The sequence below is a fragment of the Paenibacillus sabinae T27 genome, from assembly GCF_000612505.1.
In the GTDB taxonomy this organism is placed as follows: Bacteria; Bacillota; Bacilli; order Paenibacillales; family Paenibacillaceae; genus Paenibacillus_AQ; species Paenibacillus_AQ sabinae.
The window spans coordinates 1,068,415-1,085,548 of the sequence record NZ_CP004078.1; the positions used below are offsets into that span (position 1 = coordinate 1,068,415).

Annotated in this window: 19 protein-coding genes; 15 read left to right on the forward strand and 4 right to left on the reverse strand. The window is 53.9% G+C overall.

Features of this window, described 5'->3' with window-relative positions; all coding sequences use genetic code 11:
- Nucleotides 1–178: 178 nt before the first annotated feature.
- From PSAB_RS04775 to PSAB_RS04785, 3 genes are all read left to right on the forward strand, one after another.
- Entirely contained in the window at nt 179–877 is a 699-nt protein-coding gene (locus PSAB_RS04775; protein ID WP_025333438.1) for a pirin family protein, read from the forward strand.
- A gap of 33 nt (nt 878–910) precedes the next feature.
- Entirely contained in the window at nt 911–1,240 is a 330-nt protein-coding gene (locus PSAB_RS04780) for a hypothetical protein (protein WP_025333439.1), read from the forward strand.
- Nucleotides 1,241–1,424: 184 nt separating this feature from the next.
- Complete coding sequence (locus tag PSAB_RS04785; protein WP_025333440.1) at nt 1,425–2,525, forward strand: Glu/Leu/Phe/Val family dehydrogenase; 1,101 nt, start codon at nt 1,425–1,427, stop codon at nt 2,523–2,525.
- Nucleotides 2,526–2,735: 210 nt separating this feature from the next.
- Here the strand turns inward: PSAB_RS04785 and PSAB_RS04790 are convergent, their stop codons facing one another.
- On the reverse strand, nt 2,736–3,374 hold the full coding sequence (locus PSAB_RS04790) for a peptidylprolyl isomerase (protein ID WP_051529839.1): 639 nt from the start codon (nt 3,372–3,374) through the stop codon (nt 2,736–2,738).
- A gap of 219 nt (nt 3,375–3,593) precedes the next feature.
- Between PSAB_RS04790 and PSAB_RS04795 the strand changes: the two genes are divergently transcribed.
- Entirely contained in the window at nt 3,594–4,796 is a 1,203-nt protein-coding gene (locus PSAB_RS04795) for an MFS transporter (protein WP_038596551.1), read from the forward strand.
- Between the two features lie 91 nt (nt 4,797–4,887).
- Here PSAB_RS04795 and PSAB_RS04800 read toward each other — a convergent pair whose 3' ends face one another.
- Together PSAB_RS04800 and PSAB_RS04805 are read right to left on the reverse strand one after the other, a co-directional pair.
- Nucleotides 4,888–5,487 carry a hypothetical protein gene (locus PSAB_RS04800; RefSeq protein WP_025333442.1) on the reverse strand — a complete coding sequence of 200 codons (600 nt, stop codon included), beginning with the start codon at nt 5,485–5,487 and terminating at the stop codon, nt 4,888–4,890.
- A 5-nt stretch (nt 5,488–5,492) separates the two neighbouring features.
- Complete coding sequence (locus PSAB_RS04805; RefSeq protein ID WP_025333443.1) at nt 5,493–5,696, reverse strand: hypothetical protein; 204 nt, start codon at nt 5,694–5,696, stop codon at nt 5,493–5,495.
- Between the two features lie 224 nt (nt 5,697–5,920).
- On the opposite strand from PSAB_RS04805, the gene PSAB_RS04810 reads away from it, so the two are divergent.
- Together PSAB_RS04810 and PSAB_RS04815 are read left to right on the forward strand one after the other, a co-directional pair.
- On the forward strand, nt 5,921–7,816 hold the full coding sequence (locus tag PSAB_RS04810) for a sensor histidine kinase (protein WP_025333444.1): 1,896 nt from the start codon (nt 5,921–5,923) through the stop codon (nt 7,814–7,816).
- A gap of 31 nt (nt 7,817–7,847) precedes the next feature.
- Nucleotides 7,848–8,948, forward strand: coding sequence for a Gfo/Idh/MocA family protein (locus tag PSAB_RS04815; protein WP_025333445.1), 1,101 nt, complete (start codon nt 7,848–7,850; stop codon nt 8,946–8,948).
- A gap of 115 nt (nt 8,949–9,063) precedes the next feature.
- On the opposite strand, the gene PSAB_RS25685 is transcribed toward PSAB_RS04815, so the two are convergent.
- A complete protein-coding gene (locus PSAB_RS25685) occupies nt 9,064–9,234 on the reverse strand; it encodes a hypothetical protein (protein ID WP_158442556.1) in 171 nt (56 codons plus the stop codon).
- 282 nt (nt 9,235–9,516) lie between these two features.
- On the opposite strand from PSAB_RS25685, the gene PSAB_RS04820 reads away from it, so the two are divergent.
- From PSAB_RS04820 to PSAB_RS04855, 9 genes are all read left to right on the forward strand, one after another.
- Nucleotides 9,517–9,720, forward strand: a complete 204-nt coding sequence (locus PSAB_RS04820; protein ID WP_025333446.1) for a hypothetical protein — start codon at nt 9,517–9,519, stop codon at nt 9,718–9,720.
- Nucleotides 9,721–9,814: 94 nt separating this feature from the next.
- A complete protein-coding gene (locus PSAB_RS26520; RefSeq protein ID WP_144240590.1) occupies nt 9,815–10,024 on the forward strand; it encodes a helix-turn-helix domain-containing protein in 210 nt (69 codons plus the stop codon).
- Nucleotides 10,025–10,323: 299 nt separating this feature from the next.
- Entirely contained in the window at nt 10,324–11,970 is a 1,647-nt protein-coding gene (locus PSAB_RS04825; protein ID WP_025333447.1) for a sensor histidine kinase, read from the forward strand.
- 23 nt (nt 11,971–11,993) lie between these two features.
- Nucleotides 11,994–12,629: a response regulator gene (locus PSAB_RS04830; protein ID WP_025333448.1), complete on the forward strand. Its 636-nt coding sequence runs from the start codon at nt 11,994–11,996 to the stop codon at nt 12,627–12,629.
- 420 nt (nt 12,630–13,049) lie between these two features.
- Nucleotides 13,050–13,790, forward strand: coding sequence for a YveK family protein (locus tag PSAB_RS04835; RefSeq protein WP_025333449.1), 741 nt, complete (start codon nt 13,050–13,052; stop codon nt 13,788–13,790).
- The gene (locus PSAB_RS04840; RefSeq protein WP_025333450.1) at nt 13,774–14,415 is read left to right on the forward strand and encodes a CpsD/CapB family tyrosine-protein kinase; all 642 of its coding nucleotides are present in this window, start codon (nt 13,774–13,776) and stop codon (nt 14,413–14,415) included. Before PSAB_RS04835 ends, PSAB_RS04840 begins: the two co-directional genes overlap by 17 nt.
- A 120-nt stretch (nt 14,416–14,535) precedes the next feature.
- Nucleotides 14,536–15,420 (forward strand): UTP--glucose-1-phosphate uridylyltransferase GalU, encoded by an 885-nt coding sequence (gene galU, locus PSAB_RS04845; protein ID WP_025333451.1) that lies wholly within the window; start codon nt 14,536–14,538, stop codon nt 15,418–15,420.
- Between the two features lie 57 nt (nt 15,421–15,477).
- Nucleotides 15,478–16,167 (forward strand): sugar transferase, encoded by a 690-nt coding sequence (locus PSAB_RS04850; protein ID WP_025333452.1) that lies wholly within the window; start codon nt 15,478–15,480, stop codon nt 16,165–16,167.
- 22 nt (nt 16,168–16,189) lie between these two features.
- On the forward strand, nt 16,190–17,134 hold the full coding sequence (locus tag PSAB_RS04855; RefSeq protein WP_025333453.1) for a glycosyltransferase: 945 nt from the start codon (nt 16,190–16,192) through the stop codon (nt 17,132–17,134).

The window sequence follows — 17,134 nt, forward strand, 5'->3', positions numbered from 1 at the left end:
TCTTCCGGAAGGCGGCGGTTAATTGCGAACCCCCGCCATCCCGGCGGGGGTTCGTTAGCGTCCGGGGATGTTTCGCTATTACCGCTTCTTTTTGCTACAATTTTGGTGAGACGGCAAAGGCCGTTTGGAATATGCAGTTTTGGCGGAAAGCATTCGAACAAAGGAGGCGAAAGCGCGAGTGATTAAGGTATATACGGAGGAATTGGTCCACCGCTTCGATCACGGCTGGCTGAAGGGAAGCCATATTTTTTCGTTCGGGGAATATTATGACCCGGCCAATACGGCTTTCGGGCCGATGCGTGTATGCAATGACGACATCATCGCTCCGGGAAAGGGCTTCGGAGCCCACCCGCATAGCGATATGGAGATTGTCTCCATCATTCTCTCCGGCGTGCTCCGCCATGAAGATAATCTGGGCAATGTCGCGGAGAGTTCATTTGGCGGTATCCAGCGGATGTCCGCCGGGACCGGGGTCATCCATACCGAGCATAATCCGTCGAAGGATGAGCCGGTGCGGCTGCTCCAGCTCTGGTTCATGCCCGCCGTCCGCGGTTCCAAGCCTTCGTACCGGGCGGGAAAATACCGGACAGAGAAGCTCGATGGCGCTTTGGTGCCGGTCGTTTCCACCGAAGGCTCGGATGAAATCGTAGAGATCGGCCAGGACATGACGATTTATCTGGGGCGTCTCTTCGGCGGCCAGTCCCTTGCGTTTCATCAGGAGGCGGGGCGCCGCATTTTTGTATATGTTATCGAAGGAAGTCTTGAGGTCAGCGGCAGCAAGCTGAATTCCGGCGATTCGGCGCGCATCGAAGAAGAGGAATCGGTCCGGCTTGCGACATCGGAGCCCGCTTTTGTGATGCTGATCGATCTGCCGTAAGCGGCGTACCCTTAATTCAAGGAGGTCTTTATAATGAGGGAGCGGGAAAGACTATTAGTCAAGCATGCCGTAACCGGACGTCTGCTGCTGAGCAGCACGGAAGGATTGACTTACGCCTTCAGCCGGGAGGGCGAACTGACGCGGATTAGCGTCTACGGTGTGCCGGCCGGCAAGGGGCAGGAGGTTATGGCGCTGAAGGCGGAGCTGAACGTCTTTCGCTTCGAGGAGCCCGGGGGCGGACCTGTCGTCAAACACTGGTATTATGTCGGCGACCATCCGGTTGATTACGACGAAGCTTCCGGCTGCCTGGTTATCACCGTCCAGTCGGAAATCGAATACCGGCCCGATCATTATTGGGAGTAAGGCGTGACGGCCTCCGAATTAACGTGAAAATAACAGGGGGAGTCAGCAGCTCCCCTTTGCTGCAAGGTAAAACGGGTTAATCGCCGGTTTTTCCGCTAAAGGAATTGACAACTGGTTAATTCTATACTAGTTTTGTTATGAAAACTAACATTGGCAATACAACAGAACAGGAGATAAGAAGAACATGGAATTATTCTCGGCATTGGAACGGGACGATTACGAACAGCTGCTGTTTTGTCAGGACAAAGCGTCCGGGCTGAAGGCAATCATTGCGATTCACGACACGACGCTTGGACCAGCCCTGGGGGGAACCCGCATGTGGACCTATGCTTCCGAGGAGGAAGCCATCGTCGACGCGCTTCGCCTGGCAAAAGGCATGACCTACAAAAACGCCGTCTCCGGACTCAATCTGGGCGGGGGCAAGACCGTAATCATCGGCGATCCGAAAAAAGATAAGAACGAAGCGATGTTCCGCGCCTTCGGACGGTATATCCAGGGGCTGAACGGACGCTACATCACTGCCGAGGACGTAGGAACGACCGAGGACGATATGGACATTATTCACCAGGAGACCGATTATGTGACCGGGATTTCCCAATCCTACGGCTCTTCGGGTAATCCTTCGCCGGTTACGGCTTTCGGCGTATACCGCGGGATGAAGGCGGCGGCGAAGGCGGCATTCGGCACGGATTCGCTGGAGGGCCGGACGGTTGCCATTCAGGGCGTCGGCCACGTGGCCTTTGCCTTATGCGGACATCTTCATGAGGAGGGCGCCCGTCTTATCGTCACCGATATCAACAAGGAGGCCGTTCGCCGGGCCGTGGACGCATACGGCGCCCAAGCGGTCAATCCTGACGAGATCATTGGCGTTGACTGCGATATTTACGCGCCGTGCGCACTTGGTGCGACCATCAATGATCAGACGCTGCCGCTGCTCAAGGCCAAAGTCGTCGCGGGCGCGGCCAACAATCAGCTGAAGGAGTCCCGCCACGGCGACGCGCTGCATGCGAGGGGCATCGTCTACGCGCCGGATTATGTGATTAACGCGGGCGGCGTGATCAATATTGCCGATGAGCTGAATGGCTATAACAAGGAGCGGGCACTCAAGCAGGTGTCGAAGATTTACGACAGCATCACCCGTGTTCTTGAAATTTCGCGCGAAAAGGGCATACCGACCTACGCGGCAGCCGACCATTTGGCGGAGGAACGGATCGCTCTGCTCAAGAACAGCCGGAGTACCTTTCTCCGCGACGGCCATCATAACCTGAGCAGAAAGCGGCTGTAACTGACATTTCTCCAGCCCGGAATACCCGGGCTTGCAACCGGGCAGATTTTCTTGACAAAAGTGATAAATGATCTGGAAACAAATATCCACTTATAGGAAAATAAGACCAGGTGTGCGGATTCCGTGCAAAAAAAGCCTCCAAGCTCAGGTACCGATCTTGTGATCGGTAACGGCCAAGAGGCTCTTTTTCTGGCGGATCAGCATATAAGGTTAGGTCATTTTGTCCGGTTCGGGGTAGTTGACGCCCAAGGTATCCACCGTTATCTGCTTGATTACGGGCGGATGATCGGGACGGTCGTTCGCGTCTCTCGGAAGATTGACAATAGCATCCACGACGTTCAGCCCTTCGGTGACCTTACCAAAGGCCGCATACTGTCCGTCCAGACTCGGAGCGTCCGCTGCCATAATGAAAAATTGCGAGCCCGCCGAATCGGGGGCATTCGTCCGGGCCATCGACAGCACGCCCTTCGTATGCAGAAGCTTGTTGGGGAAGCCGTTCCCGGAGAACTCTCCGGCAATGCTGTACCCGGGCCCTCCCATGCCCGTGCCTTCCGGATCTCCGCCCTGAATCATGAATCCGGGAATGACACGGTGAAAGATCGTCCCGTTGTAGAACCCTTTGTGAATAAGCGAAATGAAATTGTTCACTGTATTCGGGGCAATCTCAGGATACAGCTCGGCCTTGATGACCCCGCCGTCCTCCATCTCGATGGTAACGAGGGGGTGGCTGGCGCTGCCTTGGGGCGTTCCGGCCCCGGGCGCTCCGCTGGTCTGCGATCCCGTGGAGGGGGATGGGGACGGGGCCTCGCCGCCGGGTTTGCTGCCGCAGCCGGATGCCAGCATCAGCATCACAAGGCCAAGCAGAGCCCAAATGGCGAAGGAAGATTTGCTTGCAGCTCTCACTGGTTAGTCGCTCCTTTACTTTAATAAATCCGCAACACCCTGCCATCATAACCCGGAGCCGATCCGCTTTGCAAAATTCACACAGCTATCCGGGATTGGCACCGGAGTCAAACCGGTTTACAATAATAGGATGCTTCCAAGAAGCTTGAAAGGATGTACAGCATGATGAACTTCTCATGGAAGCGAAACCTTGCCGTTCTTTGGTTGGGCGTATTTCTGTGCAGCACCTCGTACTCGATCTCGATTCCGTTTATGTCCATTTTCCTAAGCGATGATCTGGGGGTAACCAGCCATCTGGAGGCTTGGTCCGGGTTCGCCTTCGGCATCTCGTTTTTGGCCAGCGCGCTGATTTCTCCCTTCTGGGGCTCTCTGGCCGACAAATACGGGCGCAAACCGATGCTGATCCGCTCGGGCTTCAGCCTGGCCGCTCTGTATTTGATCAATTATTTTGTCCATGACCCTTATGTATTTCTTGTCGTTCGGGTGCTTCAGGGACTGCTGGCCGGGTTCGTGCCGTCCTCCATCGCGCTGGTAGCGACGAATACCCCGGAAGAGAAGACCGGCTGGGCGCTTAGCGTCATGTCGACCTCGGGGGCTGCCGGCAGCATAATTGGCCCGCTTATCGGCGGCGTCATCAGCTATTATTACGGTAACCGCAGCGCCTTTCTGTTCTCTTCCGCGATCGTGCTGTTGTCGGCGCTGATCGCCACCTTGTTCGTCAAAGAGCGGAAGGTGGACCGGTCAGTTCCAAGATCCCGGGTTCGTGACGATATTCGGGAAGCCGGAGGCAACGGAGCTTTCGTTTCCCTGATGATCATGACGGGAATCAGCTATTTCTCCGTCATGCTTCTGGAACCCCTTATTCCGATATATATGCTCGATATGGGGATTTCAAAGGACAGCGCATCGCTTACTTCGGGAGTCGTCTTCTCGGCGGTGGGGATCGCTACAGTGCTCATGGCTCCCCGGTGGGGGAAAATCGGGGGACGCAAGGGCTATGGAACGATTCTGTTTATCGGCCTTCTGGGCGGGGGAATCGGCAATATGTTGCAGTTCTTCGTGACTGGCTATGTCCAGTTCGCGATTGTGCGGTTTGTCTACGGGTTGTTCTACGCCGCAGTGCTTCCTTCCATTAATGCGCTGATTGTGCAGGTCACGGATCCGGGCTTCCGAGGGCGCGCTTTTGGCCTGAATCAGTCGGTCTCCCAGCTTGCGACCATGGCCGGACCTATTCTTGGCGGCCTCCTTGGAGCCATTCTTCCGATCCGGTGGGTGTTCGTAGTCAATGGACTGATGCTGCTGGCCGCGGCCCTGACGGTAAAGACGCGGAGGATCGAGGCACAGGTTTCCGCCCTCAAAGCGGAGTAGTCTTTAGCGGCCAAAAACCAATCGGGCGAGCCTGTCAGATCAAAGCGCCGCCGGACGCTTAGGTTATGATCCGGCGGCGTTTAAGGGTTCTTTACTCGTCCTCGCCCGTTGATCCGTTCAGCACATCCGTGCCCGGCACGGCGTCAAGGGAAGGGGAAGCGGGATCGACCGGGCTGCCGGCCTGGATCTCATCGGCGTCGGGAACATCCTCCAGCGGATCGTCCCAATCCTCGCCCGTCACTTCATCATCGGCGTAATCGATGGCGCCTTCACTGAGTCCGGCGGTGAAGGATGCCTTGGCCGCATCGGAATACAGGAGCTCGTCCCGCCTGAAAGCGGGTTCCGAGAGGATGCTCTCCTCCAGATCGGGAGGACCGCCTGGCCCAGATCTGGGAGCGTACAGCCCGACATCCGCCGCAAGCTCCGGGTCCCGGGCCAGCTCGTCATAATCTGCGGAATAGGCGAATCCGCCCGCTTCCGCGGAAACGGCGCCGACCGGTTCATGGCGGGTAAAGGGAGATTCGATGGGAACGCGCACACTGCCGGCAGCTTTTTCGCTTATGCTTTGCGCCGTTTCGGTTCCTACCGGCCGGAGGTCGTCCACAGGGATATCCTGCTCCGGAGAGATGCCTCTCATTTTGGCGTAGCGTTCGTATTCAAAATCGGCCTCCGTTTTATTGAAATCAGCCATTTTATTCAGCTCCTTTTGGGTGTATTATCTTGGGTGCCCGCTTCCTTGGGAAGCGCGTCCCGAACAGCTTCTATCTGATTCCGGTTAGGCAGGGCATCCGGAAAAGTTCCTTCCTGAAACAGGCCGAACTCTTGGTCAATATCCCGCTCGGTTACCAAATCTTCGTCTTCTTCCGAGCCGCTGCGCTTATTGTTCCGGTATTCTTTCAATGGGCAGCCCTCCTTCTTGGTTATCGAAAGTCTGGTCTAACAAACGGTATATATTAATTGTATACCCCGATAGAGGCTTGCGAATCCGTTCGGGGCAGCTGTTTCCAGATCTTCAAGTGTATTCTTTCGTGAGAAGGTTGTTTTAATCCGCTTAAAGGGAAGAATTGAAAATTGCCGAAATGAATAGCGACATATCTTTTTACGATAGCCGAGGTGCCACTGTTATGAAATTGCCACTATACAAAATAGCGGCGGTAGCGTTTGTCATATTGCTGCTGGCTTCCATGATTGAAATCGGAATTTCTATGGAGCGGGGGAAACAGGAGAGCACGGAGCTTTCCCGGTGGAAGCTGAAATGGGTGACCGAAGCGGGAGCAGACCAAGGGACAAGCCCTCCCCTCGGGGATCAAGGATGGATTGACGTCTCGTCCTCCGATCTCAAGACCGGGGCGCCTGGGAAGATAGCGGCGGTATGGTTCCGCGCTTCATTGCCCCCGCTGGGCAGCCATTCGGCTGCGCTGGTGAATAAAGTATACGGCAGCAAAATCCGGGCCTATCTTGACGATACGCTTGTCTATAGCACAACAGGCAGCGAAGGACTGAATGGCAGCAAGATTCTGATTCCGCTGAACGCGCCCAAGGCTGGCAGCGAATTATACATATACAGCGAAGGGCTTGACGGCCACCCCGGCATAGAGGGAGAGATCAGGATTGGCAGCTACGAAAATCTGCTGAACCTGTACTTGAAGCAAGATTTGATGGACGTCATCATCGGCGGGGCGCTCATTTTTTTGGCCGTCGTCCTTGGCGTTTGCTCGATCTTTTTAAAAAAAGAACTGTTTCTCAGCGGATTTTTGCTCTTGCTGATCATGCTGTCGTCCGGCGTGCTGATGATCTACTACTCTCCTTATTTTTCGCTTGTGCTGGGCAGCAAATCGAAATGGATGGAATTATTTTTTGATATTTCGCTATTTACGCTTCTGCCGTCGTTCACCTATTTTTTCGAGAAATTATTCGGTTCCGGCATGTATGGCGGCGTTTCCCGGCTGAGGAAATTCCAACTGGTGTATTCGCTGTTCTGCGTGGGACTCAGCGTGCTCAACATTGCCTGGTCTTACCGGATTGACGGTCTGTACCGGATGTTCACGGTGGATATTGCGGGCGTTCTGATGATCATTCAGTTTCTGTTTCTGCTGGGACATGCGCTCCGTTACGCCCTTCGCGGCAATGTGGAGGCGATTATCTTCACCTCGGGCTTCGCCGTGTTTGCGCTGACGGCGCTCAGTGAGCTGTGCCTGTTCTATATGTCGGGCGAGAATTACCACCTGTACTGGTGGAAATGGGGCATCGTTATTTTCCTTGTGTCCCTGATTGTGATCGTAGGAAGGAAGTTCGCCAAGAATCATGAGCAGGTGGTCGAATATTCGAAGGAGCTGGAGAAGTTCAACAACGATCTTCAGCGTTCGGAAAAAATGGAGATCATCAGCGAGCTGGCCGCTTCCGTCGCGCATGAGGTCCGTAATCCGCTTCAGGTCACCAGAGGCTTCTTGCAGATTATCGGCGAAGGCTCTGACAGCAAGGAGAAGGAATATTTGCAGCTGGCCATTTCGGAGCTGGACCGGGCGGCGCATATTATCAACGATTTTCTCACGTTCGCCAAGCCACAAACGGATACGGTGGAATGTCTCGATGTCGGGGGAGAGCTCAGGCATGTCGCGGGAATTCTGCTTCCGCTGGCCAAAATGCAGGAAAGCACCATTGAAATCCAGCTTGAGGATGGGCTGTATGTGAAGTTCAGCTCCTCCAAATTCAAGCAGGCCTTGATCAATCTGATCAAGAACGGCATCGAAGCCCTTCAGGAGAACGGACTGGTGAGCATTTCGGCCTGGAAATCCGGCAGCCATGTCGTCATCAGCATCCGGGATTCGGGAGAGGGCATGACGGCCGGGGAGCTGGCCAGACTGGGGGAGCCGTATTTCTCCAACAAAACGAAAGGCACCGGTCTAGGTCTTATGGTCACCTTCCGGATCATTGAGGCAATGAACGGCACCATCGAGTTCAAGAGCGTTAAGGGAAAAGGAACGGAAGCGATCGTCAAACTGCCGGCTGTCAAACCGTAAGAAGCGAAGAATCGGGAAGGAGCATGACGAAATGGAAGCAATCGCGTTCGGATTAATCGGTGGAGGCTGGAGAGCGGAGTTCTTTCTGCGGATCGCCAAGGCGCTGCCGGAACGTTTTGCCGTAAAGGCCGTCCTAGTCAGGGACCGGGGGAAAGCGGACAAACTGCAGGAACAATGGGGCGTTAAGACCTACACTTCATTTGGCGAGTTTGCCGTCGCATGCCGGAACGGCTGTTCCTTCGCAGTCGTCAGCGTAAAACGGCTGGCAAACCCCGAATTCATCGAAAGACTGGCGGAAGCCGGCATTCCGGCACTGGTTGAAACGCCTCCCGCCGACGGTGTGGAAGGCCTGCTCCGTCTATGGGAACGGGTGGGACCTGCGGCCAAAGTCCAGATCGCGGAGCAGTATGCGTTCCAGCCGATGCACGCGGCACGGATCCGGCTTGCACGTTCCGGCAGGCTGGGCGAAGTCAGTCAGGCCCAGGTGTCCGCGGCGCATGATTACCACGGCATCAGCCTCATCCGCAGACTGCTTGGAATCGGCTTCGAGAATGCCGTCATCCGGGCCCAGACATTCACCTCGCCTATTGTGAAGAGCCCGGACCGAAGCGGTCCTCCGCTCTCGGAAGAGCTGACGGAGTCGCAGCAGATTATCGCCACGCTCGATTTTGGGAATAAACTAGGCGTGCTTGATTTCACTGGGGACCAGTATTTTTCATGGATTCGGGATAAGCGGATTCTGGTTCGCGGCGAACGCGGGGAGATCGTGAACGATGAAGTGTCCTGGCTTCCGTCCTTCGACCGTCCGCTTTACGACAGGCTGCGCCGGATCGATACCGGACATGGCGGGAACCTGGAGGGCTTCCACCTGCAGGGAATTATGGGCTGCGGGGAATGGCTGTATGAGAATCCCCACGCTCCCGCCCGGCTGTCCGACGATGAAATCGCCGTCGCTGAAACCTTGGCCCGGATGGGAGATTACGTCCGGGGCGGCCCGTCCTTTTATAGCCTGGCCGAAGGCTGCCAGGATCATTATCTGGCCCTGGAGATGCAGCGGGCCGCGGCGGACGGCGTTCCTATCGTTACAGAGACCCAGCCCTGGGCGAAGGCTTTGTCGCGAGGCAACGGTTAAGCTTGTCAGCGGATGGATCATAACGAAACCAAAAAGCGCTCTGGTCTGCATAAACCATCTCCGGTTATGCGGGACAGGGGGCTTTATTTTTGAATTTGGACTACGGGGCCCTTGTTCAATGGAGAGAAGGATCGGAAGCATAAGGAGCCGCAACTCCTTCTATATAAAGCTGTAACTGGTTCAGCTTTAGGCTGGCCATCAGGTCCACAATCCGCCGCTGCGTCTTCATCTTCGAAATATTGCTGCGGCTGATATCGAGCACAGCCCCGGTCTCAGTGACGGACACTTCATAGGCCTGATCGCCCAAGTCAGGGCCATGGGCAAACAGGAAAGCGCATTAAGAACCGGAACGCGCACCGACGGATAAGTGGAGATTGAGACCCAGATGCCTGACATGGCATCCTGTACGGACCGGGCCGCCGGGAGAGCCGGCTTGTCTTCGGGTCCGCTCAGTAGAACTTTGTCGCCTCGGGATACCCGGAAGCGAACCGGGACGAAAGGTCAATTTTTTGGGGACGGGGACCAGGTTTAAAGATTGGAACGGGTTGAGAGCGGAGGAATGCAAATTATGTCCATACGCATGGATTGTATGATCAGTCTGTATCCGATCAGAATAATAGATCCGAAGATGGAGTCCTCCAAGCTGAGACTGAAATCCATCCGGGTAGGCCAGGTGGGCCATCTGCCCGGGAGAACGCTGTTCCGCATGGGCGTCACGTTTGCGCATTGGGCGTTCGTGTACATTGCTTCCGGCTCCGGGACAAATCTATGATTTCGGTCCCCTGCCGGGCGGCAGCTGGGACGAGTATTACATCAACTTTACAGGCAGCCGGGTGAACGAGTGACGGGACTTTTGACGGAAGGGGCTGTATTTCGTCCGGAGGAACAGCGGGTACCCTCTGCATGATTACAATCACCGGCTGAAGATGGGCGAAGCCAAGAAGCTCCAGCTCAACACCTCGCTTCAGGTTCAGGAAATTTCCGGTATGCTCCGGTACAACGCCCCTTTTTACTTCTCGAGGCTGTTTAAGAAATATATGGGAGTCTCTTCTGTGGAATGCCGGTGTAACGTATAAAAGTTGAATGCGCTGCACCGACGGAAAATAAACGGAAATTTAGCTGACATTACTTTGACGCCCCAAGACACCAAAATAGAAAAATTTAGAAAAAAAACGGTTCACTATACCCCGTTTTGGTACGGAATAAACAGGGAAAAATAAAAAAAATATACTAAAATTTTAATCGTGTAACCGTTCACATTGAAAAAGGTAACTTGTTATTGTCATTTTTCTTTTGTATGATGCATTTAACACAGCAGTTCCCATGAAGGTAAAAAGCTCGCATTTTCCACAAATTTGGAGAATAGGGTGGTGGGATGAATATCAAGTTATCTGCGGAAGATCGAATGATTACATTTTTCCGTTATTTTTCACTTTTTCTTACTTCACTGATGTTCTTAATTACGCGAACGGGTCCTTCACTGTTTTATAAAATTCCGATCATCATGATTCTGGCCTTGCTTGCCCCCGCGTTTACGATTGCCTATCGGAGTTTGCGGCACAAACCGCATGCCGTTATGGCGTCGGTGAGCATCGAGATGTCGCTGATTCTTCTGCTGGCGATTTGTACAGGCGGTTATAACAGCCCATTCAAGCTGTATTCGCTTAATCCCATTTTGATTGCCGCGGGTTCTTTGTCCTTTTATTTTTGCTGGAGTCTGCTGGTCGGCTATTTTGCGATTTTCTTTGGATTCAGCTATTTTTTTTATAAATCGGCGGAAAGTACGTTGGTCTCGGTTTTGCTGGAGAACGGGAATCTGTTTCTGGCGCTTGCTTTAACAGTGACCTTTATGCAGCTGCTGTCGAGGTTCAGGCGGCAGCGGGAGGAGGCGAACGCCCGAACGAACGAGATGCTCGAGCATATCAAGTCGCTGTATCACATTGTGGAAACCTCAAGCGAGCATGATTTTATGAATATCGGTCAGGTCATTACCGAATATGCCGTCAAGCTGACGAAGCTGAACAAGGCGTTGTTCTGGTTTGCGAGCTATCCCGGGGGGCCGTCTCCCGTAAGCCGTCAGACCGGCTGGCTGCCCGAGGAGGAAGTCAATTTATTCGGGGAGCTTAAAGTTCACGAGCCGGAGTGGCGGCGCCAGAAGGAACCGATATTCAAGAGCTTTCCGGGTTCTGGGGATCTGCTGTTAATGCCGGTTAGGATGAGCACCCGCTTTGTGGGTGTGATCGGAGTTAAGCTGGAAGCGCACGAGGGGCTGGAGAACCGGAGATGGTACATTCAGCAGCTTATGTTTCTGGCCGAGCTCAGCGCCATCACGCTGGAACGCCATGAACTGAGCGTTACCGAGAACCGGCTCATTGTCACGAATGAACAGAACCGGATTGCGGACGAAATGCACGACAGCGTCTCTCAGAGTCTGTTCGGCATTGTTTATGCGGCCCATTCACTCAAGCAGTCCTGCCGAAAAATGACGCCCTCCCAGTTGGAGGAGCAGATCGAGCTGATCCATGATTCGGCGACCAAGGCAGCCAAAGAGCTGCGGATTACAATCTACAGCCTGAGCTCCAAGAAAAGCGGAGGCCCGACCTGGCTTGGCATGGTAAGGTCGCATCTGCAGAGCTTGTCGAGGCTGAACGATGTTGAGATTGATTTCAAGGTAAAGGGCGACGATTTCAGTCTGCCATACACGTATCACAAGGCCCTCTTTCGGATCATCTCCGAAGCGACCGGCAATGCGATCCGCCACGGGGCTGCCCGTAAAATCGAGGTTGAGCTGACCTTGAAGCCGCGATGGGTTGGACTTGCCGTCCGCGATGACGGGGTAGGCTTTGATACCGATCTGCTATGGACCCGTTCAGAGGAAAACACCGGCGGATTGGGAATGAAAAATATGCAGCATTTGACCCGGACTCTTGGCGGGGATTTTCAGTTGTCGAGCAGTGAAAATTCAGGTACCCAAATTCTAATTTCCATTCCGGTAGGCGTAATTGAACTAAAGAACGCATAAAAGATAACAGGAGGTCTTTGCATATGGACATCGTCATAGTGGATGATCACCCCCTTGTGAGAAGAGGTTTGGCAGCGGTCATTTCCATGCAGCCCAATGTGAAATTCGCTGGCGAAGCGACAAACGGCGAAGAAGCTCTGCGCGTACTGGAAGAACTTCGTCCCGATATGGTGCTGATCGATTTGAAGCTTGCTGACGAATCAGGTCTTGACGTTATCAAAGCGGCGCGGAGCCGCGGAATTGAGAGCAAGTTTATCCTTTTGACCTCATCGGCGAGCCGTGAAGATTTCCTCAAGGCAGAGGAGGTGCTCGTCGATGGTTATGTGCTGAAGGAGGCGCTGCCTGAAGAGCTTCTGTTCGCTATTCAACTGGTCCACAAGGGCAGAAAATATTACGACCCCGGCCTAATGGAAGACAAGATGAGAATGAGCGGCAAGAGCCCTACCGACGAATTGACGCCCAAAGAGCGCGAAGTATTGATCGAGCTCGGCCAGGGCGCCTGCAACCGGGAAATCGCGTCAAGGCTGTTCATCAGCGAGTTCACGGTCAAGAAGCATGTCAGCCAAATTTTGGCCAAGCTTCAGGTTGCGGACCGCACACAGGCGGCTCTTTATGCCAACGCCGTCGGATTGACCAAATACGAGATGTCTGTCGAATAAACTCGGCCGGAATCATATGTTTTCAGGAACACGGACAAAATGTCCGTGTTTTTTTTGTAAATATAAGACTGTATAAGCTTCGCCTCTATCGTTTGGCCTTATATTTCAGCCGTTTCTTCTTGGCAAATTCATATATTCTGGGAGCCCCGGATACCGGATTATGCTTTCGGGCTAATTCTTTAATTTTTGGTTATTAATTTTATCGGCAATTGTTCCTGAGCGAAACAGACTAATTTGTACCATATTCTATGGTACCAAAGTATACCATACTTTGTCCTAAAGCGGTAATTTTCTTTATTCAAAAGTGAAATCGAAAGTAATGGCAGGGACCATGCCGCGAAAAATGAGGATTGTTAGAATAAAAGCAAGTTATCTGAAATTTTCAGAAGTCTTTCAAAATCCTACGGAGGGAGGATCGCTGTGGAAAAGACGATTTTGGATTACCTGAATCTCATCAAGAAAAGGCTATGGCTCATCGTACTGTTCGTGCTGATCTCCTGCACTACCACCTATTACGTCAGCAAGAATTACGTGGTCCCCGTCTATTCCGCAACAGCGCAGCTGCTGGTGAACAACGCCGCAGATCTGTCGGAAGGCAATAACCTTAACAATCTGAATTTCAGTCTCAATCTGATCGGGAGTTACAAGGATGTCATCAAATCGCCGGCCATTATGGACCGCGTGGCCGCGGCGCATCCGGAGTTCGGACTGACCGGTGATCAGCTAAGCTCCAAGGTTAGCCTCAAATCATCGGAAGGAAGCCAGGTCATCAATCTCAGCGTAAACGACGAAAGTTATGTCAAGGCCGCAGGAATCGTCAATGCGGTATCCCAGACTTTCATTCGTTCCTTGCCGGAGCTGATGAATCTAAGCAACGTCACCTTCCTTACGCCGGCGGACCCGAAGGATGTACCTGGACCCGCAAACGGCGGCTACACGATGAATTTGGTTATCAGCTTCGTCGTCTCGCTGATGGCGGCGCTTGGGATTATCCTCCTGATGGAGACGCTGAGCGGAGCTCTTCGCTCCGAGAAGGAAGCGGAGCACGAGTTCGGCCTTCCGGTCATCGGCACCATACCGGTAATCCGCAATCGCGATCTTGGCAAGGACGGCGACAACAAAGCAAGGGTAGGGGAGGGAGCGTATGCTGCGGTTAAGTAACAGTCTCATTGCCGAGCGCAATCCGCAGTCGCATGTGTCCGAATCGTTCCGCTCGCTTCGCACCTACATCCGGCAGCTCGGGCTGCTGCAGGGCGGAGGAGGAAGAGCGCTGCTGTTCACCTCAGGCGAAGCGGGAGAAGGAAAGACGACGGTTCTGGCCAACCTCGCGGTTTCCTTCGTTCAGGACGGCAAGAAAGTGGCGGTTGTGGACGGCAACCTGCGCAGCCCCGGCATTCATACGGTGTTCGGGCTAGACAACGGAATAGGATTGGCCGACGGTCTGAGCGGCCAGAAGGAGCTGGGTAAGATCGGCGTATACGGAAATCTCGCCAATCTGACCATCGTTACGGCAGGCTCATCCTCCGTTAGTCCGCCCGACTTGCTGGGCAACACGGCAATGGCGGAGCTGCTGGAGGAGCTGAAAAGAACCCATGACCTGGTTCTCCTTGACTCGCCACCGGCGGTGGAATACAGCGATGCCCGCGTGCTCGCGCCGCTTACCGACGGCGTCGTCATCGTCGCCCGTTACGGCAAATCCAAGCGGGATTCGATCCGCCGGGTCAAGACTTTGATGGAACAAGCCGGGACTGCAATTCTCGGCATTGCCATAAATCAGGCCAAGTAAGATCGTAGCCGGTAAGTGCGAGGTTGTTCGAGGAGTATACGGCGGATTTGCTTTCGAAGCTAGTTTTGCGAAGTTGCTCAAGGATGCTTATGCTAACAAAACTTTTAGGAGGCATGGATGATGAAAAAAGTGAAAAAAGTGATTATTCCCGCAGCCGGCTTAGGAACCCGTTTTCTTCCTGCAACGAAGGCAATGCCTAAGGAAATGCTTCCCATCATCAACAAGCCTACTATTCAGTACATTGTGGAGGAAGCGATCGCTTCCGGCATCGAGGACATCATTATCGTAACCGGTAAAGGCAAACGGGCGATCGAAGATCACTTCGACAACGCCTTCGAGCTGGAATCGCGGCTGCTTGAGGACGGCAAGCTGGAGCTGCTGCAGGAGGTACAGCGTTCTTCCAAGGTTGAGATTCACTATATCCGGCAAAAAGAACCCAAAGGCCTGGGACATGCGGTATGGTGCGCCAGACGGTTTATCGGCGACGAGCCGTTCGGCGTAATGCTCGGCGACGATATCGTTACCGGCAAGACGCCATGCTTGAAACAGCTGATCGACCAGTACGAAGAAACGCAGAACTCGGTCATCGGCGTGCAGGAAATTCCCGACGAGTTCACCAACCGGTACGGTATTATCGAGCCGGATTTGCAGGAAGGCCGTCTGTACCGCGTCCATAACTTCGTCGAGAAGCCGAAGCTCGGAACCGCTCCTTCCAATCTGGCCATTATGGGCCGCTACGTGTTCACGCCGAAAATCTTTAAATATCTCGATCTGCAGGAGAAAGGCGCCGGCGGCGAAATCCAGCTGACGGACGCGATCCAGAAGCTGAACCAAAGCGAACGGGTTTACGCCTACAATTTCGATGGCACGAGATACGATGTGGGCGAGCGCCTCGGCTACATTTTGACGACGCTGGAATTTGCCCTGCAAAGCAAGGATCTCCGGTATCCCGTTATGGACGCTATGGCCGAATGGTTAAGCAAGGCGGAGCAAACTGCAGGTTAATGACTAGATATTACATGTATTATAAGGGCCATTCTTTCAAGGAGGATTGAGAGGGAAATGAGCATGCATAAAATGCCGGATGACGCTGAGCGGATTCTATCGAGCCTTTACGTGCTCCATGCTGAAGAAGCGCAGGAAAGCAATTCTTACCTGGTTATGAAACGGGTCATCGACATCCTTTTTTCCGCTCTGTGTCTCTTCTTGCTGCTGCCCCTGTTTGCCGTAGTCGCAATACTGATCAAGCTTGACGACCCGAAAGGGAAAGTGTTCTTCCGGCAGACCCGGATAGGCAAGGACGAGAAGCCGTTCGAGATGTACAAGTTCAGATCGATGATCTCGAACGCGGAGGAATTAAAAAAGAACCTGATGGCCTACAACGAGGTCAGCGGAGCAATGTTCAAAATGAAGAACGACCCCCGCATCACGCGGATCGGCAAGTTTTTGCGCAAAACCAGCATCGATGAGCTGCCCCAGCTGTGGAACGTGCTGACCGGCAACATGAGCCTGGTCGGACCCCGGCCGCCTCTCCCCGATGAAGTGGCGCAGTATACGGAGTACGACAAGCAGCGGCTCACCGTTACCCCGGGTTGCACAGGCTACTGGCAGGTGCACGCGCGGAACAGCGTCGGATTCGAAGAGATGGTCCAACTGGACCTGACGTATATCCGGATGCGGAGCACGGCGCTCGATCTCAAGATTATTATTAAAACCGGTCTCATGCTGTTAGGATCGAAAAACGCTTATTAATTCAGAAATTAGGTGAATGCCCATGTTAGAGCACGGAGACGTACCCCGGCTGTCCATCATCATCTGCACCTACAACCGTGCCGGGCTGTTATCCAAAACGCTGGATTCCCTGCTCGGGCTCGATATGCTGGATGAGGCGGAGGTCATTGTAGTCGATAACCGGTCGACCGACGATACCGCATCCGTCGTGAAGCGGTTCATGGACAAGTATGAGCAGCAGATTCAAATGAAATATTTGCTGGAGCCGGTACAAGGACTGTCGGCGGCCCGCAACTCGGGGATACTGGCGGCCAAAGCCAAGCTGATCGCCTTTCTCGACGACGATGCGCTGCCGGTCCGGAATTGGATTTCGACCATTGTGAACACAATGGAAAGCAAACCGGCCGTGATGGCCATGGGCGGGAAGGTAGCTCCCATCTTTGAGAACGGGAGGCCGGAGTGGCTCATCAAGCCGTTCGAGTTCCCCTACACGATCATGGATCTGGGGAATCGGATCAAGGAATATCCGGGCAAGTTCCACCCCTGCGGCGCCAATATGGCGATGAGACGCGAAGTCTTCAATCTAAGCCTGTTCCCGCTGGAGCTTGGCCGCAAAGGGGAATCGCTCTTGTCGGGCGAGGAGACCTGGCTGTTCGGGAGAATCCGGAAAGAAGGACAATCCATCCTTTATCATCCGCAGATGGCGGTGGACCATTTCGTTCCGGCAAGCCGCCTGACGCAGGCCTGGATCATGAAGCGGTATTACAGCCAGGGGCTGTCCAACGCCCTCGGAAGCGAAGGCCCGGTGGGCAATCTGCTTCTTTGGGGGAAGACGGGAGCCAAAATTCTGTATATCGCCGTGGATTCGGTTTTGTCGGCGGTATCCGGAAGCCAGGGAAGAAAGCTGCTGAACAAATGCAGGCTGGAGAGCGTCCGCGGAACGCTCCATATGCTGCGGAATCGAAATCGGGAATCGGCGACGGGGTGA

Coding starts and splice junctions, on each gene's coding strand:
- galU (WP_025333451.1), top strand. CDS start 14,536: ATGAAAAAAGTGAAAAAAGTGATTATTCCCGCAGCCGGCTTAGGAACC.
- PSAB_RS04810 (WP_025333444.1), top strand. CDS start 5,921: ATGAAATTGCCACTATACAAAATAGCGGCGGTAGCGTTTGTCATATTG.
- PSAB_RS04795 (WP_038596551.1), top strand. CDS start 3,594: ATGAACTTCTCATGGAAGCGAAACCTTGCCGTTCTTTGGTTGGGCGTA.
- PSAB_RS04825 (WP_025333447.1), top strand. CDS start 10,324: ATGAATATCAAGTTATCTGCGGAAGATCGAATGATTACATTTTTCCGT.
- PSAB_RS04830 (WP_025333448.1), top strand. CDS start 11,994: ATGGACATCGTCATAGTGGATGATCACCCCCTTGTGAGAAGAGGTTTG.
- PSAB_RS04820 (WP_025333446.1), top strand. CDS start 9,517: ATGTCCATACGCATGGATTGTATGATCAGTCTGTATCCGATCAGAATA.
- PSAB_RS04785 (WP_025333440.1), top strand. CDS start 1,425: ATGGAATTATTCTCGGCATTGGAACGGGACGATTACGAACAGCTGCTG.
- PSAB_RS04800 (WP_025333442.1), bottom strand. CDS start 5,487: ATGGCTGATTTCAATAAAACGGAGGCCGATTTTGAATACGAACGCTAC.
- PSAB_RS04815 (WP_025333445.1), top strand. CDS start 7,848: ATGGAAGCAATCGCGTTCGGATTAATCGGTGGAGGCTGGAGAGCGGAG.
- PSAB_RS04780 (WP_025333439.1), top strand. CDS start 911: ATGAGGGAGCGGGAAAGACTATTAGTCAAGCATGCCGTAACCGGACGT.
- PSAB_RS04840 (WP_025333450.1), top strand. CDS start 13,774: ATGCTGCGGTTAAGTAACAGTCTCATTGCCGAGCGCAATCCGCAGTCG.
- PSAB_RS04855 (WP_025333453.1), top strand. CDS start 16,190: ATGTTAGAGCACGGAGACGTACCCCGGCTGTCCATCATCATCTGCACC.
- PSAB_RS04790 (WP_051529839.1), bottom strand. CDS start 3,374: ATGCTGATGCTGGCATCCGGCTGCGGCAGCAAACCCGGCGGCGAGGCC.
- PSAB_RS04850 (WP_025333452.1), top strand. CDS start 15,478: ATGAGCATGCATAAAATGCCGGATGACGCTGAGCGGATTCTATCGAGC.